Source organism: Tepidibacillus sp. HK-1, from assembly GCF_001748485.2.
GTDB lineage: Bacteria > Bacillota > Bacilli > Tepidibacillales > Tepidibacillaceae > Tepidibacillus_B > Tepidibacillus_B infernus.
The window spans coordinates 32,710-57,227 of sequence record NZ_BDGM02000016.1 but is presented as its reverse complement, the minus strand read 5'-3'; the positions used below and the strand labels follow the sequence as shown (position 1 = coordinate 57,227).

The window sequence follows — 24,518 nt, the reverse complement described above, 5'->3', positions numbered from 1 at the left end:
ACTCTCCTTGTTTCTGATCCTTATTAGGCTTTGTTTTGGTACGCAAGCTCACCCACAAGGATCAGGCTCAAACGTAGTTCGTGTATCTTAAGGCACTACAAGCTCCCGTATCGGTCTTACACCTACTACTTTGCGCCCTGCGCACCCCATTAAAAAGACCATTAGCTGATATCAGTTAATGGTCTTACGTAAAAATTTTTACGTGTTATGCGGCTCCAGACCATTTTTCATTTTTATATAAATCTATCTGATTACTATTGATGATTATTGTTGTAGTCGCTTTTTTAAATACAATATTCATTTCTTTTGCAATACTTTTAAGTTCACTGGTATCTTTTGTTATAAAATTAATTCCGTTAATAGAATTATTAAATTCAGGAAAAAAACTTTTAAATTTGTGATGTTCTATAATATTATTCACATATACCTCAACACCAGGATTAGTATTATCAAAAGACACACTTAGACCATATTCGCGAGCTAAATTCAATGCCTTTTGCCTATTAATTTGTGAACTCATTTAATTATTCCTCCTTTCATAAGTACCTCGGTTTTTTCCTGTACGGTTTATTTATTTCTAATTTAACTTCATGAGCTTGAATACTATTTTGTTCAATAACTGTATTGTTACGTACACAAATTTGAGTACCTAGAAGACTTAATTCCATTTCCTTTAATCTTAAATTTTTATCGAAATGTTTTGATTCAACTTGAAATGTTCTTTGAATCACCCAAATATTTTCAGGTAATAAAGACAGAATATAACTTCTTACTTTTTTAGGTACATTATGTTCCTGATTCTCCAAATATATATTTAGTCCTTCTTTTTCAAGTTGGTCTAAGTGTTTTTCTAACCTTTCTAATCCATTTCGAGTATCTAAATTTAAAAAATTACTTTCGTTAACTTTTATATATACTTCTATTACATATGGCTTTTCACCTTTAAATCAGAAAGTGTAAATTGTCTAAATTTCCGTTCTGAATAATTCTCAAAAAAGGTTTCCTCAATTCCAAGTATCTTAGTTAAAAATTTAGTATCGACCATAAGAGTATCTAATAGTGTATTTAACGACAGATGGTCCTTCTCAAATAAAAGTTGCAAAATACTTTTAATTTTTCCTGGTTTAATAATCTTGATTTCACTATCTAACGGTTCATTAACTTTATATCCGTTTTTATTAATCATTATGTTGAAATACCTATATTGTTGATAATTTATTAATCCTAAAGAATATGCTCGATGAGCAAGTGCTTGTATAGAAACAAGCCACTTTTTTTTCAGATCTAAATAAGAATCGGGATTAGATTTCTTTGCTAAACAATTAAAATCGTTAATGAATTCCTCTTCAGGTAATAAGAATATTGAAGCAAACAAATTTGCTTCATTTTCATATTCACGATATGACATTTTATCTAGTACCCCAAACTCAACCTTATAATGTAACAATAAATGTCCTAATTCATGTGCAAGGTCAAAATTACGTCTTACAGCAGATTTTTTTATATTGCCAAGAATAATATATGGCTTTCCGTTGTCTGACCAAACACTGTATGCATCTATCTTTTCACCTATTGCTTTTTCATATACGAAAGCGCCTTTCTTTTCAAGCATAAATAGTAAACTACCATTCCCCTTATTGTTTAAATCTAGAAACTCTCTAGCATAGTTAGCTATACGTTTAATATTTTCTTTCCTTTCGAAACCATCATCATTCATTATTTCTATTGCTTTTTCTCTAAGTTGAACTATTTCATTTTTGGGATAATGTATCTTTTTTTCAACTAATCTCAAAAATGCATCAACAAATTCAACATGTTTAGCTTCAAATTGTGTTTTTTGAACACTGTTAATTGTAGTGGCTCTGTATGCAATATGGTTTTGATTAATTTTTATATCATTATTCTTACTCAATAAATCTTCGTTATAAAAATATCTACTTTTTACACTAAAAATTTTCTTTAATTCATTCACAATTTCCATTTTAGGAGACATATATCCGTTTTCATATTGCCAAACGGCCTGCTCAGTAATATTAAGTAACTCAGCAAGCTGTTTCCTTGTATAACCATGAAGAATTCGAATGTTGGATAAGGTATTACCAACAAACATATAATCTACCTCCTAAATATTGAGACAACAACATTTGTTATTTTTTATCTTCTTTAGAAAGATCATCCTCGTGGAATATATCATAATCAATTGCGTTTGTAGCTTCATTGTTAAACTCTAATTGATCATTCTCAAGTACAGATGTATCCAAATCTGTAAGGTCTACAGAACTAGTGTTAATTAAATCAGTTAAGTCTTCTACCAAGTAGGCCTTATCATTTTCAGGATTAGGGAGCCAAACCTTAATACTAGCAATCATATTAGCTTGGTCAATTTCATACGTAATAATATAAAATTTATTAAATTCCTGTTGTAATTTAGCCACATCCGAATCTAGAAGAGATTTCATAACTGCATCATCGAAGAGAGTCATGCTTTTATGAACGTCAGTTTCATCCATAAACAGAGTTGGTTCAGTTGGAAATTGTATATTTTGATTGATTTTTGATAACTTTTTTAAATAGTTCTCATTTTCCTGGTCTCTATTTCTCTCACCAGTAACTTTTCTTCCCTTTGAGAAATTTTCTTCATCAAAATACCTACTATTTCTAATGATGTACATAGAACTCTCATTTTCATCAATAAATTGTAGGTATCCCCATGTATATCCAGCTCTAGCCTTATTGAATTTAATACCAATTTCCTCACATTTAATCGCTGTTTGATCATCTATATGATTTCCCTTTACCCATGCATAAGCGCTACTTATTTTCATTTGTTGACTTTTCTCAATTCGTTCTTGAATGTAATTTTTATATCCCTGCAATATTCCATCGACAATTCTTTGGCTAACTTGCTTGCCTAATTGATATTCTTTCATTTTATCCCTCATTTCTATTTTTACTCTTCCATTTGTATTTTATACTAACTCAAATAATTTTTAAATAAAAAATGATAATTATTGATAAAAATTAAAGTGGAATTGGTTATCGGACAAACAGATGCAAATCCGTTTTTTCATTAAATGTTTTGATAGAATCGGGTAGGAGGCTGGCCATTATTTGACCAGCCGACCTCCCACAGCACCGCGTCTTTGGCTGTACGTTTTCCACTATCAGAGTATGTTAGGGACTTTCACCCATTAGATTATGCCCATGCAGGGCGAACTAAAAAAAGACGAACTGCCACCCATAGCATCGGTATGGAATAAGAAATACTGGTTGTAATCATCATCACCTGTCATATTTGACCAGCCAAGAATCATCGTTCCTTTTTACATTCGTTTTTTTCTTTACCATCGGTATTTTTTTGTCCACATTTTTAATTCAGGTGGAAGGGATTGTTCATTTATTTACTTCTAAAGAAAAGACCAATGCCATTATTGGTAACCATCCCATTTTTCTATGGGGGTCTATAATTCCAATTTTCTTTATCCTAACTTATTACTTTCAACCAACGATTCTTCCTCTTTATTTATTTTTCGGAATTATTTACGCATCTTCCCTTTTTCCTTTTTTGTGGGTAATATATACTAAAAGAACAGAAAATCAAATCATTCCTATTATTTGGATCATTAGTCTAGTCTGTGGTTATATCGCCAATATTTATTATCATGCCATTACTAGTATACTCATCAGTGTAATGGTTTCGGCAATTTTACTCATGCTTACTTACATGTTTCGAAATTTAGTTAAAAGGGCTGATAATTGTGAAAATAGATGATATTGATAAGAAAATTTTACAGCTTTTGATCGAAAATGGACGGATGTCTTACGCTGAAATTGGTAAGCTCACATTAGAAGAGGTTTTACAATCAGCCACAGATTATGCAGAACATGGCTATCCTGTTTCCCCTACTCTTGGAAAGTATTGGGCTTCGGCTTTTCAGCGCTACCAAGAATTATTCAATGGTGATAGATTTAAATCATGGTTTGATACCTTTGCCCCCAATGGCAGAGCACCAAAAATCGGTGAAATCTGGAAGTCTCCAGGGCAGTGTATAAAGCAGAATGGGTAACTCCTATTAATGTCAATTACCGTGGCTATGATGTTTGGGAAATCCCACCTAATGGTCAAGGTATTGTGACATTGATACCTACCATCACCAATTTGAAGCCATTAAGCTGGCTTTTGCTAATGGCAAGCACTATGTTACTGACCCTAAGAAAATGTCTGTTTCAGTGGATTGAAGTGAGCTTGGATTCAGGTGGCTTTGGTCGTGGTCAAGTCATTGTAACGAACCAACAAACAGGGGTACTGATGGGTGGAACTGAAGCAAGAACTGATGGATCAGTCGCTTCATGGTAGTTTTCCCAGATTTTTTTCGTAATAGTGCTGTATAGGATTTACAGATCATGATATCAGAAAGAAGTGGAATGAGATGTTACATTCAGATATATTTATCGCATTTTTTCGTGTAGGAATGTTAGGATTTGGCGGGGGACCTTCTTCAATCCCTCTCGTCCATAAAGAAGTGGTGGAGAGATTTAAATGGATGGATGATGATGAATTTGCTGACGTCTTGGCGTTAGGAAATACCTTACCAGGGCCAATTGCCACCAAAATGGCCGGCTATATCGGTTATCGAATGGCGGGGATTCCTGGGATGTTTAATGCACTATTGGCCTCTATTTTACCAACGATTCTTCTCATGATTGTATTTCTTACATCACTAAATACTTTTAAAGATCAAGCGTGGGTAAAAGGAATGACAAGAGGGGTTGTCCCCGTTGTTGCCATGATGATGATTACCTTAACATGGGACTTTGTAAAAAAGTCAAAGCAACATCTTGGGTGGTTTGCTTCTATCCTTATGATTATCGCAAGTTATCTTTTACTTGAAATACTTAACGTTCATCCCGCAATCCTTATCGTTATTTTATTATTGGCAGCTGTACTGAAACGGGATCCTAAATCTGTGAAAGAGGGAGGATCGGCTAAATGATATATTTGCAAATTTTCTTAGCTTTATTTATCCCCGGAATTCTTGGCTATGGTGGTGGTCCATCCTCGATTCCATTGATTGAAAATGAGGTCGTTGGTCGATATGGCTGGTTTACCGTAAGTGAATTTAGTGAAATCTTAGCCTTAGGCAATGCTTTACCAGGGCCTATCGCCACCAAAATGGCTGGTTACATTGGCTATTCACAAGGTGGCATTTTAGGTGCGATCATAGCTGAATTAGCTGTCGTTGCCCCTTCATTAGTTCTAATGATTCTTTTGCTGAAATTGCTTTTAAAGTATAAAGACTCACCAAGAGTGAAGCGGATGAGCCAGTATGTTCGCCCAACAATTGCTGTGTTATTAGGAGTGATTGCCTATAAATTCATTGATACCTCTATAGGTCATGTAGGTGCTATCCAAACCATGGTCCTCATTGGTATCAGTTATTTATTGATGGAGCGTTGGAAGATTCATCCTTCTTTTGTGATTTTAGGCGCATTGGTGTATGGCTCGATCTTCTTAGCATAGAAATAAAAAAGCAGTGAATCATTCATTAGTTGATTCACTGCTTTTTTCTAGTTTTAAGTTTAACAAATCAATCTTAAAGCCTGCTTCCATTAATACATCTAATCCAAGCAATCCATTTATATCTTTATAGCCAAAATCATTAAAATCTATGTCCAAGTTCTTAATAGAAAAATCACCAATTGTGATTTCATCTACCTTCTTCCTAAATGCATGTTCTTTTCCGCCAATACCATAATAAGTAACGATTCGATCATTTACCTCTACTTGTACCCCAATATCATCAACCGCATTTTGTGAAATTAAGGTTTTAGATGCTCCAGTATCAACGACTAAATTTTTAATTGTTTTTGATTTTCCATTAGTCGTTATTCTAATATCCACTAACAATAAACCATATTGATATTTTATTTTCATAAAAATCTCCTTAGTCCAATATCTTCTCTGATTTCAAGAACGATATTTTCATGAGCAGTATGATATACAAATTCATCGCCTTTGGACTTTAAAAGTTCACCTGTAGCATTTTTATCATCAATCACTTCGATTAGAGCCACTTCTTCTATCACTTCCTGCCCATCTGCAACTCTTGATGATAAAGCTTTTAATTTTACAAATTGGTTAGGATACATTTTACGAATGGAAGACCATTTCATTCCATTTTCCCCCTCTATACTAAGTATAGTATTTAAAATGATCGAAAAGATTTATATTCACTTAATCGCAAACATGATTTCGCCTTCGGCCACTAGCTTGTCTCCTACATGGGCTGTTGCTTTTCCTTTTCCCATTGGTCCTTTTACTTTAATGACTTCTACGGTTAAAGTTAATGTATCTCCAGGGACCACTTGATCACGAAAACGGAAGTTGTCAATTCCAGTAAAAAAAGCTAACTTTCCCTTATTTTCTTCCTTCACAAGCATGGCCACTGCGCCAACTTGGGCTAAAGCTTCTACAATCAAAACCCCTGGCATCACTGGATACTCCGGAAAATGGCCTTGGAAAAATGGTTCGTTTATCGTTACATTCTTAATCCCAACTGCCTTTTTGCCTTCCTCTAATTCAATCACCTTGTCCACTAAAAGAAATGGATAGCGGTGGGGTATAATTTTTTGTATATCTTTGATATCTAACATCGCTTAGTTCCCTCCAACCAAAATTTCACAGCATAATTTTCAGCTTTGCCGCTTAGAATAAATAGTGTCCCCTCTTCCGGCCCTGGTTGGATGAGGGTTCACATAAAGGAGCATGGCGCACTTGGTGCGTTGTGCTCTCTTTTAGTCATTGATTTTTTTAAACTGAAACATGTAAACAATTGAAGTTAAGAATGAAAATGCAACTACAAAGGTAAAGAATTCAACATTATAGGGTAAATCAAAAGTGATGAGCAATACAGCAAGGTAATACATAAAAGTAGTCATCTTGCCTAGGGCATTGGCTGGCACCGTTTTCTTCCCTCTAAAATGAAAAAAAGCGGAACCGATAATCATACTTGCATCTCTAAAAAAGAAGATGGCTGCTACTAACCAAGGGATTTCACCAGCAACTAACAAAGAAATAATGACTGTAATCATCATCAGCTTATCTGCCAATGGGTCTAACATGCTTCCCAATTCTGTGACTAAATGATGCTTTCTTGCCAAATACCCATCTATCACATCCGTAATCCCTGCTAGTAATAGAATTCCATAGGCGTGAATTTCGTATCCATTAAAAAATACAAGAAGGAAAACAGGAATTAAGAGAAATCGACTTACAGTAAGAATGTTTGGCACATTCACGAATTTTCCCCCTCTTCATCTGAGGTTGTAAGATTCCATTAAGCGCGTTGCAATCAAAGAAAGACATGGGTGACGGAGCCGCTTGCATATAATGATCTGTTGCAACGTCGAAATTAGCACATCCTGTGCGTCAAAAAAGCCACCTTCATAGTAACGAAGATGACTGAAAGGAAGTCTAGCCGAAAATAAGTTGGTACATATGAACCCATGTAGTCGGGTTTAATATTTCAAGAGGATTGCCTTTACCAAGCACCCCGTACCCAATGATTGAACCTACAAAAAATGAAATGATTGCAAATGCCATCAATAAGAAAGCTAAACGATTAAGGCTTTGTTTTGAACCCACTGTTTTTTTCTTTTTCTTCTCAGTGGTATGTCTTTCTGATCTTGATCTTACTTTTGCTTGTTGTGATTCCATTCTGTCTCATCCTTTTATCCTCTAAGGTTATTTACCATTCCTGCCATTTGATCAGCGATGGAAATCCCCCTTGATTGAAATTGATAAGCTCTTTGCGCTTCTGTTAATTGAACCATTTCTTTGGCTAACTCTACATTAGAGGCTTCTAAACTCCCTTGAATCACAGCGTAGAGGTTGGCATATCTAGGCTCTGCTAAATCAAAGTTCTGGTCTCTTACCTCGATTCCCTGATCAATCAGTTCAGCAGGAATCCGATATTGGCTTGCCCCATCTTGTGCTAATGCTTGAGGGGATATGATTCTTGTAAGTTTTAACGTTGCTATTTCTTCTTTCGTTCCATCCGCATATTCAATTATCACATTTCCTTGTTTATCTACCTGAAAGGTTGCTTGCTCAGGAATTTCGATTGGAAAATCATAAGTATCTAAAACATAATCGCCTTGATCTGTAACTAAATAGCCTTCTGCATCGATTTGAAAATGGCCATCTCTGGTATATCTAAGTTCTTTAGGGTCTAGTGAATTCCCATCTGCAGGGATCACTGTAAAGAAAATGTCATTACCCATCAACATCAAGTCTGTTGAAACCCCTGTTTCAATAGGTTGCCCTTGATTAAAATTGCCTAAGGTTAATGAAACTCTTGAACCGGTTGCTTGGTCCAATCCCATTGGGGTCATTCTTCCTTGTAATCGAAAGGAATCGGGTTGTTCGATTCTTGATGACAAGATGTCCTGAAAAAATATTTCCCTTCCTTTATATCCAGTTGTCTCAATATTGGCTATATTATTGGATATGGTATCTATTTTTTGTTGGGTGGCTTGCATTCCTACCAAACCATTGATCATGGAAACATTCATCTCATAACCTCTTCCTTTCCATTATACATCTATACCCTACCAATTTCATTCGCAGCTTTTTCCAAGGTGCGATCTAAAGATTGAATCACTTTTTGATTGGCTTCATATAATCTTAAAGCTGTCAGCATATCGACCATGGTTTGACTCGGGTCTACGTTTGCTCGCTCTATTTTCCCTTGTTGTATCTGATAATTGCCATTGGGATCGACCATAGGGGGATTGTTATTATCATTTAAACGATACATATTATTCCCTTGTTTCAATAGCTGTTTTGGGTCATTGATGACAGATAAACCAATTCTGATTTGTTCTCCGTCAGAGAAGGTCATCAATCCCTTTTCATCCACTTTAAAGGTACGGCCATTTACTTGGATAGGAAATCCAAGATCATCTAAAATCAGGTAGCCTTCAGGAGTGACTAATTGCCCGGCAGCATCTTCTGTAAAAACGCCACTTCTAGTATAAAATCGATTTCCTTTTCCATCAACTGCAGTAAAAAAAAGAGAGGGTTTCAGGCCTGTTGTTGGATCGATCGGTAAATCTTGATCAATAATAGCAAGATGATAGGGGTCATTTGTTTCGATTAAATCCCCTTGCGTAAAAATAGGTACACTTTCCTCAATAAAGACACCTTGATGAATCGAACCGATTTGTTTATTTGCAGCAAATGGTTCTTGAATCGCTTGAAGAAATACCTCAGGAAAAGAACGCATCATCGCTTGATCCTGTTTATATCCAGGTGTATTGATATTGGCTAAATTATTCGTTAAGATATCTTGACGTTTTTGTTGAGTTAACATTCCTGCTGCAGCAGTATACAATCCGCGGATCATTTTCCTTCACCTTCATTTATGGAATTGGATAGATACACTTATCACTTTTTTCTTTTTTTGACCTTATCTAAGTTGTCCAACATAATTCCTGTTCCCCGTACAACACAAGACATTGGATCATCTGCAATAAGAACAGGTACTTTTAATTGTTCTGTTAATAATGCATCAATTCCGTGCAGATAAGCTCCACCACCAGTTAAAATAATCCCTTTGTCAATAATATCTGCAGAAAGTTCAGGTGGAGTCTTTTCTAAAACAGATTTTGCAGCGGCAATGATCGCTGAAATCGGTTCTTGTAATGCTTTTCTAATCTCATCAGAATGGATCGTCACAGAAATCGGTAATCCAGTGACTAAATCTCTTCCTCGGATATCCATTTCTTCATTTCGACTTCCGGCAAATACTGTACCAATTTGTTTTTTTAAGTCTTCAGCTGTCCGTTCACCTATGAGTAAGTTATACTTTCTTTTTATGTACGCCATAATGGCATGATCAAACTTGTCCCCTGCAATCTTAATAGAAGAGGCGGTGACGACATCTCCCATCGATAAAACAGCTACATCTGTCGTTCCTCCGCCAATATCTACAACCATATTCCCACTAGGTTGAAAAATATCCAATCCAGCGCCTATGGCAGCAGCCTTGGGTTCATATTCTAGAAAGACTTCTCCTCCACCGCTTTTCTCTGCAGCTTCCCGTATCGCTTTTTCTTCTACTGATGTAATGTTTGTTGGTGCACAGATTAAGATTCGAGGTTTTTTAAAAAAACTTTTAACTCCAGCTTTGCTGATAAAATGTTTAAGCATTGCTTCTGTAATATCAAAATCTGCAATAACCCCATCTTTTAACGGCCTTGTTGCAATGATATTCCCTGGGGTCCTTCCAACCATTTGCCTTGCTTCTTCTCCTACTTTTAATACTTTTTTCGTTCTAGTATCGATCGCAACGACGGATGGCTCATCGATGACTACTCCGCGACCCTTTACATGAATCAATACATTGGCTGTACCAAGGTCTATTCCGATATCCTTACTCAACATGATCCATATTTCCTCCCTGCCGCATACTCTACTTTAAAAAACTTAAATTCGTGCATAATTTTCCCTTAAAAAATATTTCGATACAGATTCGGAAATCCCTTTTTATTTTTATAAAATTTTATCCTTTTTTGTCGATTTTCTTAGAATTTTTTTCCGCCACTTTTCGTTTTAGATTTGTATAGTGCGTTGGAATATACAAACTTACTTTTATTCTGCTTTTTTATATTTAATTTTTGTTGCCTCCCCTCCTCTAATGTGCCGAATAGATTTGTGATATTCTAGGATACTTTTCACTTCATTAGCTAAGTCTGGGTTTATTTCGGGTAACCGTTCTGTTAGATCTTTGTGCACCGTACTTTTTGATACACCGAATTCTTTAGCAATAGTACGAACCGTATTTCTAGTCTCTACTATGTATCGACCAATTTTCAAGGTTCGCTCTTTGATGTAATCGTGCACTACCCTCGCCTCCCCGCATTCAAATCGTCTGTACATTATATGAGGAGGTTTGGCATATATTCTTTTGTTACAAGCCTTGACAAGCTATTTTACATAAATTTTTTTCAATTTCCATTTATTAAGGTTTGTATATTCCAACACGCTCCGTTGCTCGCGGTTTTCCATGATTAAAGAAGAATGAGGGAAAAGTCGCTCACAAAAGTCGCTGCTTATGGAATATACAAACCAATAAAAAGCTACTAGGCAATCTGATATGCTTAATTTATGCAAGCAAATCTTGAATTCTCTTGAATCGTTCCAAATGCTCTCAAAGCAAGTCAAATTGTTTTTTGAAGTTTATAGTTCTTATACTTATTTTAAAGAAAATGATGTTTTGCTTGCACGGGTAACTCCCTGTTTTGAAAATGGAAAGTCCGGTATAGCAAGAGGTTTAACAAACAATATTGGATTTGGCTCAAGTGAATTTTTTGTATTAAGAGCTATAGAGAGTAAAATTTTACCCGAGTGGTTATATTATAATATTTCAAGTTTTAGCTTTATAAATAATGGAAGAAATCATATGATAGGTACTGGAGGACTACAAAGACTAACTAAGGATTATGTAATAAATTACAGAATTCCTCTCCCGCCCCTTGAAGTGCAGCAGCAAATTGTTGAACAAATAAACGAAGAACAGGCTATAGTAAACCAAAACAAGCGTCTTATTGAGATTTTTAAGCAAAAAATCAAGGACAAAATCGCAGAGGTATGGGGAGAAGAAAAAGACTCGAAAGAAAATGATGACATTGTAAAACTGTCTCAAAGCAGCGATAAGCTTACCATGAAATATGCAGCCCGCAACAGTACCGATAAGTTTATGGATGCGGTCAAAAGGCATAAAAAAGGTGATAATGGTGAACCGGAACTGGAAGAGTATCGTTAAGCTTACTGCAAGGCGAAGGTATTACACTAATCGAGCTTGATATAAACGATGATTCCTGTGGATTATATTGTGAAGAAGCTGGCGAGAAAAAGATATATATAAGAGGTTGAAGCAAACTATTTTGCAGCTTGCCTGTTGATGCCGTCAGATTTGGTTTTGAAGGTATTCAATTCATTTGCAGCGATTGTTAACCGCCGTTTGGATACTGCAATATATATAGAAGATAACCCTGTTGATATTTTGGACTTGAGATTGCTTATTCATAGCTGCCAGGAAAACTTTAAGGTATCCAGACGAGCGGCTTTTTACCGGCTTATAAACCTTAAGTTATTAAAAGTCGGTGTTAATTTTAAAATTGATTTTTTATATTAGAGTTGAGGTGATTAATCTGCCAAGGAGAATTTGTCCACGCTGTGGCTCAAAAAATACGGCAACAATACTATGGGGTATGCCTGCAATGACGCAGGAATTGCAGGATAAACTTGATAAAAAGGAAATTGTGCTTGGAGGCTGTTGCATTGAAATCCCTACCCCCTCCCACCACTGCAACACCTGCAGAAAAGACTTTAGCGGGAGTTATTTTGCCGAACCCACTTTTATTAAAGAACTATATTTCTATGTGGGCGGTTTTTTCGGTACATCCCACTGGATATATTTAAATACTGAAAAGCATGGCAAAGCACTAAAATATGCATTTTCAGGTGGATGTGGTATTGATATTAAATCCGAATCTGTCGATTGCAAAAATATTACCCTTATTCCTATAGAAGAAAAGTGGATTGAATTCAATAATGACCTGCTTCGATGCTATTTCATTGACTGGAAAAGCCGTTACATTGACAGAAATATACTGGATGGAACCCAATGGGAGCTTAATGTCACATTTGACAATGGTACTACAATTAAGCGTTATGGCAGCAACGCTTATCCGCCTCATTGGAAAAAGTTGATTACGATGTTTCATAAATATGACTTACCTATAATTAGATAGATCCGAGGTGTGAGGATAATGGAGTCAAATATTCAATCGAAAAATCAATTTGCCTGGACTTCATTTTACATAGATATAAATATTTAAGGTAAACAATCAGGGAACAGTAGTTATCCACCCTTGTGTTCAAGCCGAAAAACTCGTCTTGCCTGTCTGGACAGCTGCCAATGCATTTATTGCGTTTGAAGTTATAACAGTTAAGACAGCTGGATACCAGGCTGATGGCTTTGGCTGCACCCGCCATAAACCTGCTTTATCTTCGACCAGGTTAAACAGCTCATTATAAATAAACGGCGATATGTGTTTGATAATGCCTTGACTCAGATTTTGGCCTTTTAAATATAACCTGGCATTATTCGTGTTTTTGCTGGCATAACTTGTTGCTCTGCTTAATTGAGTTTTATTTCTGATCTTTCCGATGAATACACCGCCTAAGCCCCAAATTTGCTTTAGCTCATTAAAAGCAATATATCCGAGGTTACATACTATATGATAATGCCAGTTGCCGTTATCCTGCCTGCTCATAACCGCAACATACTTAAAGTTTTCGTATCTATTCTTCATTCTCTGTATGAACTTTTTAAATTCTCTGTTGCAGGTTTTTAAAGATGTTATCACCCTGGGTATTATCCTCATTATTTTGTTTATTCTCTTAGTGCTTTTTGGTTATATGGAGACTTACATGCAAGGATTGAATTCATTTCGAGTGCTTTTGACGGGCATGTATGGGCATATAAACATGACGCCTGCATCGCAAATAAAAAAAAGCACTACAGCTTTTTACCCATGTAGTGCCCTAAAAATTGGTTATTATCTTTTCAAATCAATCAAATATTCAATAGCCTCATGCACTGTAGTGAATGTGTGCGTTCCCTGATACAGCCAGCAGTTGCGCTCATCGCTGTCTTCAAGAGTCGGTAGGCCGTCCTCCACCAATGAAATAAGTGTCCATTTCCCGTTATCTATGGCTTTCTCATAGTGTTTGGCAATCTCGTATGTGGCCTCGTAGTCGCCCTTTTCATAATATGGCACATACCTCTTCACACGGTCTTTTATCCGCTCTTTATCAGCAGGCGATGCAATTGCAGGTGCTGTGCGCTCATAATGTAACAGCATCCAATACTCCAGGCACGCTGTAGTCATGAGAAGGCGAATCTTAATCCGGCCAGGCTTACGGAGCTTCCTCAAGTTCTTGATAATTTTATAATTTCTCTCCCAGTGGGATGCCTTCTCAAGCTCGGTGTCAAAGAAAAACCAAATCTCATCCGTCACCTCAGCTGTATTTCGATACTTCGGGTTATTTTTGAACATATTGGCTGCCTCTGCAAACAGCCCTGAATTAGACGGAAACCGTATGACAGCCACATCCTCAAAAACCAACTTAAGATATTTAGTATAAGCTTGTTCGCTTTCCCCTTCCCAAAATACATAGATCAAGGGTTTAACTTTTCGAGCCAACAGCTACACCTCCTCTGTCTCAAGTTTAGGCGTAGCGCCGTACTTGCCGACCAGGTATCCCTTGCGGATATTTTCATCAGGATGAGGTGAGAACTCGGTGATATTGTAAAGCTCGGATACGCCGGTTTTATTATCTTTATCCACAAAATAAACCTGATCCCGTCGCAGCACCTCCATGTTCAAAAGTTCTGTATTATGGGTGGTAAAAACAATTTGGGCGCCGGTCTTGTTGCTCTTTTTGCTTTGATAGCGCGCTACAATGTACTCCACAAGCAACGGGTGCATTTCTTTTTCTATCTCGTCCACGATTAAAATACCACCGGTGGACAGCGTTTTTTCTATAGCCGGAGCCAGCGCCATTAAATGCTTTGTTCCGTCCGATTCATCCGCAAGCTCTAGAGGATAGTATTTTATTTCCCCCGATTTGGAAATACCATAATGCAGCGAAGTAGCTTTTAGCTCACTGCCCCTAAGCTTGGTTTCAGCCTCATTAGGAGCACTGGCTAAGGCCTTCATAAGATTTTGCAAAGCGACTTTGATATCCTCCGGCATATTATCGGGTAACTCCTCATACTTGGAGAGCTCTTTATTGCTGATCTCAAAGGTCATATCCTGAATACCAAGGTCTGCCTTTTGAGCAGCCGTAACAATAGCCTTCAGCATACCGGGGTCTTCTGCATGCTCAATGATTTGATTGGGAATATCTGTATAGTCCCTGGAAAAGATGACGCTCTCACGAAACCATTTCATCGCAGCAATACATGGCTGATAATTCATTGTGCAGGATACTGCAAAGTAAAGCTGGTTTGGAGCAACAGCCTCGCTAATCAGCTCTTTTTTCTTCTTCTCAGTATCCACAGGGAATGAAAACTTCTGTTCCTTGCGCTCAAAAATGGTTGCTTTCTGTCCCTTAGGACTGTGATAAAGATATTCTGTCACAATCTTTGTTCTAGTAGCAGAAAAACCGTAGATATACTTTATACCGTCCTGCATGTAGGTATATTCAAATGCTGTGGGCTCATTTTGTGAGTAATCATTGAGAGAAAACGGCTGCACAGGTATAGACGCCTTTTCATGCTGTGTCCGCTGGGCATTGCGCACAAACTGTACACCTAGCCAAAAGGCACGCAGCAGGTTGCTCTTGCCGCCGCCATTCTTTCCATAAATGGCAGCCGCAGGCAGCACCTTTTTTGACCCATATGGAATCAAACTTTCTTTGTGTTCCTTGAGGCCTTTTGCCATCATGGATAAAACAGCTTCATCCCGAAACGAGCGATAGTTCGATACTTTAAATGTTATAAGCATAAAATCACCTCTTTATAATTCTAGTATACCCGTTTTTTAAATAAATACAATCAATATTTTAGAAAAATAAAAAAATTTTTTACTGATTTATTTTATTTTTCGACAAACTAAAACCTGCACCTCTTTTTTTAAGGCAGGGCAGGTTTGCTATGAACAAGAATTAATTCTCCTACTGCTTCAATGCCATCCCAATCAGTTTATCTGCATAATCGGCCATGAACATCGGGATATTCAACAGATCATCGTCCAACCGCAGATTGTTCAATGAAAAGCGGACACGCAGCTTGACCTTGTCGCCGTATTTTTCTTTAAACTTCTTCAGGCTTCTGCTTTCCACATTGGTTTCCGATTTAACTTCAACGGGCAAAATGTCGTTTTCCCTCTGGATCAGAAAATCCACTTCATACCGGGGATTGTCCATCGTCCAATACCGGGGCATGGCTTCAAACTGGTTTCTCAGCGCCTGGAGCACATAATTCTCACTAAGAGCCCCCTTAAACTCAACGAACAGGCGGTTGCCTTCGCTAAAAGCGGAAGGCGCCAAAAGCGATAAACGGCGTAATAGTCCTACATCCACCAGATAAAGCTTGAAGGCAGACAAGTCATCATAGGCAGAAATGGGCAGTCCCGGCGCGCTGCTGCGGTATATCTTATAAGTCAGGTTGGCATCGCAAAGCCACTGCAAAGCATCCTCATATTCTCTGGCCCGAGCCCCTTCCTTAACAACCTTATAAATAAATTTTTTGTTCTCCCTAGCAAGCTGGGACGGAATGGATTTCCAAATTAATGATATCTTAGGGAAGTCCTTGGGATCAGGATGCTTGGCAAAATCCCTCTCGTATGCCCCCAGGATATTGGAAAGTACCTGCTGCATCAGCTCGACGTCCCGATCTTCCGTCCAGGACCTGACAGACTCAGGCATCCCGCCGGTCACAAAATACATTTTGAGCTTTTCATAAAGTGGATTGAAGAATGCATCCGGAACAGTCTCAATCCTGTCCAAGCTGTCCATATAGGCAGCAAGATTGCCGTCGCCGTTGGCCATTAAAAATTCGGTAAAGGTCATAGGCCCTATTTCCAAAAAGTCCACCTTGCCGACAGGAAAAGAGGCCGGCTTTGACAAAGCAATGCCCAAAAGTGAACCGGCGCAGGCCACATGATAGTGCGGCGTGTTTTCACAGAAGTATTTGAGCGTATTCAAAGCATTGGGACATTCCTGAATCTCATCGAAAACAATGAGCGTATCCTCAGGCTTATCCGGCTTGATGGTTTGGCCGCTTGCCATCATCAGGTTTTGCAGGATGCGTTCTACATCCTTTGTGTTTTCAAAAAACTGCTTGTATTCCGGGTGTTCGTCAAAGTTAAAATACGCAATATTATTATAATAACGCCTGGCAAACTCCTTGAGCGCCCATGTCTTGCCCACTTGGCGCACGCCTTTCAAAATCAGTGGCTTGCGGTGCCTAGAGTTTTTCCACTTCAGCAAATCCTGCATGATCAGCCTTTCCACAGTATCACCTCCAAAATATCACATTTTTATACATATTTTGTGTCAATTAATCACATTTTTATAATTTATTATAACCATAGGCTCAGTTTTAAGTCAATAGATCACATAATTTTATGATCTTTTGTTTGTTCAATCACATTTTTATGTATAATAGTGAGCCTAATTTAAAACAAAGGAAAGAAAGGCATTCCTGAAAGCACACAAAGTGTACAAGTCACACTACACAGCTAAAGCTGCTAGTCGTGCTATGTCGCTTCTTTTGTAATATACAAACCAATAAAAAGCTACTAGGCAATCATCCTAGTAGCTTTCATTTCTTTACTCACTTTGTTCTTTTGTTTTATTTAGTTCTTCGTTTTGTTTTACATCAGGTTGTTTTGAATCTTGTGATTGAACATCCTTCGCTTCATTTGGCTTCGACTCTGGACCCTTTTCATCTTCAGTTTGGGTTGGTCGATTTTCCCCTTGAGAAAGTTGTTCTAATACTTGATTTACATCTTGTCCAAAAAAGGCATTGGGATTTAAAGGAATATCGTCTTTACGTACTTCAAAATGTAGATGTATACCATGATCTTTTTCAAAGACATTGCGATCTGCTGTACCTAAAGGAGTTCCTTGAGAGATTTTATCTCCTTTTTTCACAGTGACATCTTTTAAGCTAGAATAAGTTGTAATCAGCCCATTCTCATGTTTGAGTTCGACGACATACCCCATTACTGGATCCTTATCTGCCCGAACTACTTCCCCACTTAATGCTGCAACAGCAGTAAAGGCTTTTTTATCCTTTGCAACGATATCAATTCCATTATGTGGCCAATATTCACCTTGGAATGTAATCAGAGATTCAGCCATTGCATCTTCAGTAGATGTATCATCGAAAAATTCCATTTTAACTTGAACATTGATTGGATCCTCTGCTGGCCAAACCATTTGCTCTACTGTTTGTGTTGCAACTGCAACGGCCTCTTCCCCCATCTCATCTTGTGCTGACCCATCAACTACTTCTGGGGTAATTTCTTGAAGTCCTAATTCTTCTTGAGTTAATGGATACTCATTTGGATCTTGATACCACCACATTAATGTAAGAATAAGTGCTGCGGCAATCATATAAATGGCGGGGAAGGTCCACTTTTTACCTAAAAATTTTTTCCACTTTGAGTTTTTACTCATTTTTTGCATCACCTCAGCAACCATTTTGTCCATTATTTACCTGTTTATACCTGAGGGATACAAAATTTTATACTTGCTCTATTGTTTTTTGATCCAGATTTTATCGTCTTTCACTTCGACTCCTGTGTAATAGTATTTGACAATCTCCTCTGCTTTTTTTCCTTCTTTGGCCATTCCATTTGCTCCGTACTGGCTCATACCTACACCGTGTCCATATCCTGTTGTATTGAACACTACCTGATCGCCAATAATTTCAAAGGTGAAGCTGGAGGAGTCAAGCCCTAAGAGTTCTCTCACTTCTCTACCTGTTAATAATTTATCTCCAATCTTCAACTTCTTTACTCTTTTACTTGGCGTCCATTCTAAAACCTTGATCCATTCTTGCCCTGTTGAAGTGAATACGGCTGGGTCTACCTTCAACTTAGCTTGAATTGTTGAAAAGGGGATGGAGATTGTTCCCTGAAATCTTGGCGATTCTGTATCCCAAGGACTTGGAACACTTCTTAGGTAAGGGATCTTTTTTACATAGTAGTCTTCTGAATTGACAGTATAACCGTTACTAGTTGAAAAGAAAAGTGCTGTAATCGGTTGACCTTCATAGGTGATGACTTGTCCCATCGTTTCATTCACTGCACGGTTCAGCTTGGCGATCTTTTCAGCATATTGAAGCCCAAACTTTTTTCTTAATTCTGATTCAGAACGAAAGACTTGATGTTGGATTGTATCCGTCACCATCGCCCCACCTGGTACATCAGAGAAATCATTGGTTAAGATTCTTTTAACGATATAAGTTCTTGCTGCCATGGCTTGTGCTTTTAAGGCCTCTAATTCAAAATCGACTGGCATCTCAGCAGCAACGACTCCGCGTACATATTCTTCGATTGGATAGGTTTCTACCGTTTTGCTTGCTGTTCGATAGACGGTGATCGGAATCGAATGATCAGGATCGATTCTTAAATCTACTTTTTCTGGTATTGTCATTTCTGTAGAATGAGAGTTTCCAAAAAATGCTACAAATAGTGTAGGAATTAGGATCATGGATACTCCTAGGATAAATAAGAAGATGAAAATCATTGGTCTCATAAAAATAGCTCCTCCATTCTTGTTTGTCAGTTTGACCCTGTCCATACAAGATATGAAGGAGCGATGGAAATAGAACTTTTTCCTATTAAAATTCATTAGAAATACTAGATTTTCATCATCCCGTTTGCCAATGTCTTAATCATCTCTTCAACTGATGCTTCATCTAAACAACCTGTTTCAAATTGAATGGAAACCATGCTCCCTAGAATAATTCTAGCCGCTACTTCTGTTCTCATTGGTTTCAATTCTCCTGAAGTGATTCCTTCTTGGATTATATCTTTCAACATTTCGATAAAAACTTGGCGCTGGGATATTAAAAACTGATGAAACTCTTCAGTGACAATACCAAAGTTATGAAAAATCAATTGGGAAATGTTTTGATTTTCTCTTAAAATTTCGGCATGTCTTCTAATCATCTTTTTGATCTTTTCCCAAGGAAGAATTGGACCCTTTATACTTTCCGTTAATTCCTTCATATAGTATTTGATCCCTTCTTCAATAACCCCTCTTAGTAGATCTTCCTTGCTTGAGAAATATTCATAAACGGTTCCTTTGCCTACTTTGGCTAATTCAGCGACATCACTCACTTTGGCGGCATGATAACCTTTTTCCGTAAAGATGATAAAAGCACTTCTTAAGATTGCTTCCCGTTTGGTTAATTCAACTTGTTCTGACATGCTTTTTACTCCTTCCCCCAAACCATTTCTGTTTTACCCAGTTTTCAAAATCATCAATATATAGGTACATCACAGGTACAAGTAGTAACGTAACTAATGTGGAGAAGGATAAACCAAAGACCATTACTGTTGCTAAAGGAGCCTGGGTCTCTGCTCCTTCGCCAATCCCCAACATTAATGGAATCAAACCTAAAATGGTTGTTAAGGTTGTCATTAAAATGGGGCGGAGTCGGTTTGGACCAGCTTTAAGAATTGCTTCTTTTCTTTCCATTCCCCGCTTTCTGAGAATGTTAATATAGTCAACAAGAACGATTGCGTTGTTAACCACGATACCCGCTAACATGATTACCCCGATAAAGGCTGGAATACTTAGTGGCCATCCTGTAATAACGAGTCCGACTACAATCCCTATAAAGGTTGCAGGCATGGAAAACATAATGATAAATGGATAGGTAATTGCTTCAAACTGGACTGCCATCACCATGTAGACTAAGAAGATCGCCAAAATCAAGGCGTATTGTAAATCACCAAAGGCGTCTGCCATATCCTTCACTTGACCACCCATTTCATACATATAACCATCTGGTAGATGAAGTTGGTCTAATTTGGCTTGAATATCTTTAGTTACACTACCTAGGTCTCGGCCTACCAAGTCGCTTGTAATCGTGACTTTTCGCTTCTGATCTTCACGCTCAATCTGAGTCGGACCTTTGACTTGAACGATGCTTGCTACTTCTTTTAAAGGAATCTGTGTACCAAATGGGGTTTGCAGCAACATTTCTCCTACCTGGTTCATGTCTTTTTTATATTCCTCCGGCAATGTAACCCTTACATCGATTTCTCGTCCTTCATTGCGGAAACGAGTAGCAACTTGCCCATTAAATCCGGTCTTGACTGAGGACATGATTTGCGCAAAATTTAAACCATATAAGGAAGCCTTATCTCGATCAACAAGAATTTGCATTTCGGGACGACCTTCGTCAACGGAGCTCTCCACGTTTCTTGTTCCTTCTACTTGCATCACTTCATTCTTTACTTGTTCAGCAAGTTGTTCTAAAACGGTTAAATCATCTCCAGATATCATAATGGAGATTGGAGACCCACTACCAAACCCACCACTTTGGATTTGTGAGACTTTCACTTCGGCTCCAGGAATCTTTTTGGTTAACTGGCGAATTTCTTCCATCACTTCATCTGTACTTCGATCCCGATCAGATAGTGGGATCAATTTGACATAAAGATTACCAATATTTGAATTGCCAATTCCCATGGCGAATGCGCCACCATTTCCTGCACTGGTAAATACGGTCTTCACTTCAGGAATTCCTGACAATTTTGCTTCAATATTTGCTAGTGTTTGGTCTGTTTCTTCTAGTAATGTCCCTTGAGGTAAGGTCACATCAATATTAATTTCCCCTTGGTCCATCGTCGGAATAAACTCTGTACCTACCAATGGAACAAGTGCAAAAGTGGCCACAACGAGAGCTAAAGTTCCAAAAACAACCGTCTTTCGGTGCCCAAGTGACCATTTTAGTGCAGACTGATATTTGTCATAGACTTTATTCATCAAACGTTCAAAAGTAAATAAGACTTTGTATAACACTCCTTTAAAACCTTGAGCTATATTTGGTTCTTTTTCTCCCTTTTTTAACAAACGAGCAGAGAGCATCGGTACGATCGTTAATGAGGCGATTAAAGAAGCCAATAAGGAAAAGCTAACGGTTAAGGCTAATGGTCTAAAGAGTTCTGCTGCTAATCCTTTTACAAAGACAATCGGAATAAATACAGCAACCGTTGTTAAAGCAGAAGCGATTACTGCTGGAGCGACTTCTTTTGATCCCTGTTGGGCTGCTTCCATCATTTCATAACCTTGTTCGCGATAACGAAAGATATTTTCTAAGATAACAATCGCACTATCTACCATCATTCCAATACCAAGTGCCAAACCACCAAGGGTTAATAGGTTTAAGCTTTCACCTGTAAAATAGATGAGGTTGAAGGTTGAGATGACTGCGATTGGCATCGCTAAACCTATTACTAAGGTAGAACGTAGATTTCTTAAGAAAAGATATAAAATGATGATGGCTAATAGTCCACCCACAATTAGATTTTGTAAAACATTATCCACTGACTGGCGGATAAAGACAGATAAATCATAAACGGTGTCAAGGTGAATCCCTTGAGGAAGAACCTTTTCTATTCCTTCCATCGATTTATATAGTTCGTCACTTACTTTAATCGTGTTACCATCTGATTTTTTGGAAATATCAAAGGTTAAACTCGGTTTTCCAGAGACCTTGGTAATCTCTGTGATTTTTTTATCTACCTCTGTGATTTTTGCAATTTCCTGTAGTTTAACTGTTCCTCCTTTTGGTAAAGGAATCAGCACATTTTTGATCTGATCTATATTTTCAAATTCTCCGCTAATCCGAAGCTGTAGCTCTTGATCCCCTTTTTGCAGGGTTCCCGCTGTTGCGGAAAGGTTTTCCGATCCGAGAACCTGAATGATTTGGTTGATAGAGATCCCATAGCCATTTAAATAGACAGGTGAAACTTCAACCTTCACTTCTTTCTGTTTACTACCAAGAAGGGAAACATTGGCCACACCTGGAGTACGTTCTAATCTTGGCTTGATTACATCTTCTGCAATTTGCGTTAAACGGTTTTGATCTAAATCCCCGGATACAGATAGCCTCATAATTGGAATCGCTGTTGGGTCTAATTTTAATACAAGCGGTTTTCCTGCCTCTTCTGGCAAGAAGTTTGTTACAAGGTCTAACTTATCTCTCATGCTATTTATCTTTTCGTCCATGTTCGAACCCCAGTCAAACTGGAGGATAATCAGGGATTGGCCTGGTGCTGAAGTAGATTGTAGTTTCTTAATCCCTTCAATCGTACCTAAGCTTCCTTCAAGGGGTTTGGTTACTAACTTTTCCACCTCTTGGGGAGCAGCTCCTTCATATTCAGTCACAACAACTGAAATAGGGAGATTCAGTTTTGGATATAGGTCAATCGCTAGGTTACGAAGAGAAATCGTCCCCATCAAGATAATGGCTAGGACGATCATGATGACGCCGATTGGACGTTTGACAGAAACATCAACTAGTTTCACGATGACTTCCCTTCTTCCTTCACAATCTCAATCGGAGTACCCTCTGTTAACGCATATTGGCCTTTAATCACAACTGTATCCTTTTCAGAAACGCCTTCTGCAATTGTCGTTTCTTCTGTAGCCATTTCAATCACTTTTACTGGCCTTTTTACAGCTTTTCCATTCTGAATGATATAAACATAGGTTTGGTTCCCATTTCCTAAGATGGCTTGGGTAGGAACGATGATTTGCTGTTTTGTATCTTTAATCAATGTTACTTCTGCAAGCATTCCTGGTTTGATCTGTTGTTGTTCATTCTTGATGACAACTTCTATGGCAAATGTTAGGGTTTGGGCATTCGCCGATGGTGCAATAAAGGTTACTTCCCCAGCGAAGTCCTGATTGAGAGCTGAGACATTTACTTTGACCTGTTGTCCTAGCTTAAAGCTTTGAAGTGATGTTTCAGAAACGTTTAACTGTACAGTGACTTGATTGGCATTGACGATCTGCGCTACTGGAGATTGAGGCCCTGCCATCTCTCCCTTTTCAGTATTGATGGCAACCACCTGTCCTGCGATTGGCGCCGTAATTTTTGAATCAGCGATCGCATGTTGAGCCTGTTCTACCCCTACTTTTGCTTGCTGTACGGCAGATTCTGAAGATGCAATCCCGACATTGGAATTGGCTTTTTCAGCTGCATCCTGAGCCACTTTTAGGTTTGTTTCAGCTTGAAGATAGGTAGCCTCCGCTTGTTCTAATTGGCTTTTAGAAACTGCTTGGGTTTCATAAAGTGTCTTTATCCGTTCTAGATTTTTTTTTGCTTGTTGAAAAGCGTCTTCTGCTTGTTTTAACCTTGATTCTGCTTGAACAAGGTTAGATCCTTTTCCTTCTTTTGCTTGAGTAAGTCCATTTAGTGCTTGTTGGTAGGCCGCTTCTGCTTGGTGCAAGCGATCCTGTAAATCACGGTCATCTAATTTAATAAGAACCTGCCCTTCTTTTACTGTATCTCCTTGCTTGACGTAAACTTCTTGAACTTTTCCTGATACCTTTGGTAAAACAAGAACATCTTGGTTCGCTTTGATGGTACCTACATATCGTTCGGTATGTTCAACCGTTTTTCGCTCTACTTGTTGTACCATGACAGGTACAGGTTGGTTTTCTTTGGATTGTTCCTCTTGTTGCGATGAACATCCGATACTAACTAGCATGATAGCAAGTATGACAAACCATACTCCTATGCGACGGCTTTGCCTCATGACATGTTCCTCCTTATCCTCAGAACCGACTAGTCAGTTCTCAATCCAAATTCTATCATATTGGTTTTTACGAAAAAAATAAAGAGGAAAAATAAAAAACAGAAGGAAAAAATCCTCCTGTTTTCATCTTAGTATATCTAATTTTTTAA

At 38.0% G+C, this 24,518-nt stretch carries 26 protein-coding genes and 2 pseudogenes; 6 read left to right on the top strand and 22 right to left on the bottom strand.

All coding sequences use genetic code 11. The features are described from left to right. Window positions 1-205: 205 nt before the first annotated feature. From BEN26_RS09520 to BEN26_RS09505, 4 genes are all read right to left on the bottom strand, one after another. The gene (locus BEN26_RS09520) at window positions 206-520 is read right to left on the bottom strand and encodes a hypothetical protein (RefSeq protein ID WP_069798407.1); all 315 of its coding nucleotides are present in this window, start codon (window positions 518-520) and stop codon (window positions 206-208) included. A 16-nt stretch (window positions 521-536) separates the two neighbouring features. Continuing rightward, window positions 537-806, bottom strand: coding sequence for a hypothetical protein (locus tag BEN26_RS09515; protein WP_069798405.1), 270 nt, complete (start codon window positions 804-806; stop codon window positions 537-539). A 116-nt stretch (window positions 807-922) separates the two neighbouring features. Beyond that, window positions 923-2,110, bottom strand: coding sequence for a spr1629 family repressor/antitoxin (locus BEN26_RS09510; protein WP_069798404.1), 1,188 nt, complete (start codon window positions 2,108-2,110; stop codon window positions 923-925). A 37-nt stretch (window positions 2,111-2,147) separates the two neighbouring features. Further along, window positions 2,148-2,942, bottom strand: a complete 795-nt coding sequence (locus BEN26_RS09505; RefSeq protein WP_255421882.1) for a spr1630 family ClpXP-sensitive toxin — start codon at window positions 2,940-2,942, stop codon at window positions 2,148-2,150. An 816-nt stretch (window positions 2,943-3,758) separates the two neighbouring features. Between BEN26_RS09505 and BEN26_RS14120 the strand changes: the two are divergent. From BEN26_RS14120 to BEN26_RS09485, 4 genes and pseudogenes are all read left to right on the top strand, one after another. After that, a pseudogene (locus BEN26_RS14120) lies at window positions 3,759-3,806 on the top strand (hypothetical protein); the annotation flags it as partial. Between the two features lie 27 nt (window positions 3,807-3,833). After that, a pseudogene (locus BEN26_RS09495) lies at window positions 3,834-4,236 on the top strand (gamma-glutamyltransferase); the annotation flags it as partial. A gap of 194 nt (window positions 4,237-4,430) precedes the next feature. Beyond that, window positions 4,431-4,994, top strand: a complete 564-nt coding sequence (locus BEN26_RS09490; protein ID WP_069798393.1) for a chromate transporter — start codon at window positions 4,431-4,433, stop codon at window positions 4,992-4,994. Beyond that, window positions 4,991-5,521 carry a chromate transporter gene (locus BEN26_RS09485; protein ID WP_069798391.1) on the top strand — a complete coding sequence of 177 codons (531 nt, stop codon included), beginning with the start codon at window positions 4,991-4,993 and terminating at the stop codon, window positions 5,519-5,521. Before BEN26_RS09490 ends, BEN26_RS09485 begins: the two co-directional genes overlap by 4 nt. Window positions 5,522-5,539: 18 nt before the next feature. Here BEN26_RS09485 and BEN26_RS09480 read toward each other — a convergent pair whose 3' ends face one another. From BEN26_RS09480 to spoIIID, 9 genes are all read right to left on the bottom strand, one after another. Then, window positions 5,540-5,935, bottom strand: a complete 396-nt coding sequence (locus BEN26_RS09480) for a retropepsin-like aspartic protease (protein ID WP_068726548.1) — start codon at window positions 5,933-5,935, stop codon at window positions 5,540-5,542. Further along, the gene (locus tag BEN26_RS09475) at window positions 5,932-6,174 is read right to left on the bottom strand and encodes a hypothetical protein (RefSeq protein WP_068726550.1); all 243 of its coding nucleotides are present in this window, start codon (window positions 6,172-6,174) and stop codon (window positions 5,932-5,934) included. Before BEN26_RS09475 ends, BEN26_RS09480 begins: the two co-directional genes overlap by 4 nt. Window positions 6,175-6,231: 57 nt before the next feature. Next, window positions 6,232-6,654: a 3-hydroxyacyl-ACP dehydratase FabZ gene (gene fabZ, locus BEN26_RS09470; RefSeq protein WP_069798389.1), complete on the bottom strand. Its 423-nt coding sequence runs from the start codon at window positions 6,652-6,654 to the stop codon at window positions 6,232-6,234. Between the two features lie 141 nt (window positions 6,655-6,795). Further along, entirely contained in the window at window positions 6,796-7,299 is a 504-nt protein-coding gene (locus BEN26_RS09465) for a CDP-alcohol phosphatidyltransferase family protein (RefSeq protein ID WP_068726554.1), read from the bottom strand. Between the two features lie 175 nt (window positions 7,300-7,474). Continuing rightward, window positions 7,475-7,717: a DNA-directed RNA polymerase subunit beta gene (locus BEN26_RS13950; RefSeq protein WP_068726556.1), complete on the bottom strand. Its 243-nt coding sequence runs from the start codon at window positions 7,715-7,717 to the stop codon at window positions 7,475-7,477. A gap of 14 nt (window positions 7,718-7,731) precedes the next feature. Beyond that, the gene (locus BEN26_RS09455; RefSeq protein ID WP_069798387.1) at window positions 7,732-8,574 is read right to left on the bottom strand and encodes a flagellar hook-basal body protein; all 843 of its coding nucleotides are present in this window, start codon (window positions 8,572-8,574) and stop codon (window positions 7,732-7,734) included. Between the two features lie 29 nt (window positions 8,575-8,603). Next, complete coding sequence (locus BEN26_RS09450; RefSeq protein WP_068726561.1) at window positions 8,604-9,407, bottom strand: flagellar hook-basal body protein; 804 nt, start codon at window positions 9,405-9,407, stop codon at window positions 8,604-8,606. A gap of 41 nt (window positions 9,408-9,448) precedes the next feature. Continuing rightward, complete coding sequence (gene mreB / locus BEN26_RS09445; protein ID WP_069798385.1) at window positions 9,449-10,447, bottom strand: rod shape-determining protein; 999 nt, start codon at window positions 10,445-10,447, stop codon at window positions 9,449-9,451. Window positions 10,448-10,654: 207 nt separating this feature from the next. Beyond that, complete coding sequence (gene spoIIID, locus BEN26_RS09440) at window positions 10,655-10,906, bottom strand: sporulation transcriptional regulator SpoIIID (protein ID WP_069798383.1); 252 nt, start codon at window positions 10,904-10,906, stop codon at window positions 10,655-10,657. A gap of 322 nt (window positions 10,907-11,228) precedes the next feature. Between spoIIID and BEN26_RS09435 the strand changes: the two genes are divergently transcribed. Both BEN26_RS09435 and BEN26_RS13945 read left to right on the top strand, forming a co-directional pair. Continuing rightward, window positions 11,229-11,828 carry a restriction endonuclease subunit S gene (locus tag BEN26_RS09435; RefSeq protein ID WP_181482260.1) on the top strand — a complete coding sequence of 200 codons (600 nt, stop codon included), beginning with the start codon at window positions 11,229-11,231 and terminating at the stop codon, window positions 11,826-11,828. Window positions 11,829-12,276: 448 nt separating this feature from the next. Continuing rightward, window positions 12,277-12,819, top strand: coding sequence for a hypothetical protein (locus BEN26_RS13945; protein ID WP_220126423.1), 543 nt, complete (start codon window positions 12,277-12,279; stop codon window positions 12,817-12,819). Window positions 12,820-12,945: 126 nt separating this feature from the next. Here BEN26_RS13945 and BEN26_RS09420 read toward each other — a convergent pair whose 3' ends face one another. The 9 genes from BEN26_RS09420 to BEN26_RS09380 all read right to left on the bottom strand — a co-directional run bounded on the left by BEN26_RS09420 (window position 12,946) and on the right by BEN26_RS09380 (window position 24,369). After that, complete coding sequence (locus BEN26_RS09420) at window positions 12,946-13,437, bottom strand: rolling circle replication-associated protein (RefSeq protein ID WP_069798377.1); 492 nt, start codon at window positions 13,435-13,437, stop codon at window positions 12,946-12,948. Window positions 13,438-13,629: 192 nt separating this feature from the next. Further along, window positions 13,630-14,277 (bottom strand): RloB domain-containing protein, encoded by a 648-nt coding sequence (locus BEN26_RS09415; RefSeq protein WP_069798375.1) that lies wholly within the window; start codon window positions 14,275-14,277, stop codon window positions 13,630-13,632. Between the two features lie 3 nt (window positions 14,278-14,280). Next, window positions 14,281-15,582 carry an AAA family ATPase gene (locus BEN26_RS09410; protein ID WP_069798373.1) on the bottom strand — a complete coding sequence of 434 codons (1,302 nt, stop codon included), beginning with the start codon at window positions 15,580-15,582 and terminating at the stop codon, window positions 14,281-14,283. Between the two features lie 169 nt (window positions 15,583-15,751). Next, entirely contained in the window at window positions 15,752-17,092 is a 1,341-nt protein-coding gene (locus BEN26_RS09405; RefSeq protein ID WP_069798369.1) for an ATP-binding protein, read from the bottom strand. A gap of 318 nt (window positions 17,093-17,410) precedes the next feature. Continuing rightward, the gene (locus tag BEN26_RS09400) at window positions 17,411-18,262 is read right to left on the bottom strand and encodes a M23 family metallopeptidase (RefSeq protein ID WP_069798367.1); all 852 of its coding nucleotides are present in this window, start codon (window positions 18,260-18,262) and stop codon (window positions 17,411-17,413) included. Window positions 18,263-18,340: 78 nt separating this feature from the next. Then, window positions 18,341-19,345: a stage II sporulation protein D gene (gene spoIID, locus BEN26_RS09395; RefSeq protein ID WP_069798365.1), complete on the bottom strand. Its 1,005-nt coding sequence runs from the start codon at window positions 19,343-19,345 to the stop codon at window positions 18,341-18,343. A 104-nt stretch (window positions 19,346-19,449) separates the two neighbouring features. Then, the gene (locus BEN26_RS09390; protein WP_069798364.1) at window positions 19,450-20,022 is read right to left on the bottom strand and encodes a TetR/AcrR family transcriptional regulator; all 573 of its coding nucleotides are present in this window, start codon (window positions 20,020-20,022) and stop codon (window positions 19,450-19,452) included. Beyond that, window positions 20,006-23,134, bottom strand: coding sequence for an efflux RND transporter permease subunit (locus BEN26_RS09385; RefSeq protein ID WP_069798361.1), 3,129 nt, complete (start codon window positions 23,132-23,134; stop codon window positions 20,006-20,008). The genes BEN26_RS09390 and BEN26_RS09385 overlap by 17 nt, the downstream gene beginning before the upstream one ends. Then, window positions 23,131-24,369 carry an efflux RND transporter periplasmic adaptor subunit gene (locus tag BEN26_RS09380; protein WP_069798359.1) on the bottom strand — a complete coding sequence of 413 codons (1,239 nt, stop codon included), beginning with the start codon at window positions 24,367-24,369 and terminating at the stop codon, window positions 23,131-23,133. The genes BEN26_RS09385 and BEN26_RS09380 overlap by 4 nt, the downstream gene beginning before the upstream one ends. Between the last annotated feature and the right edge of the window lie 149 nt (window positions 24,370-24,518).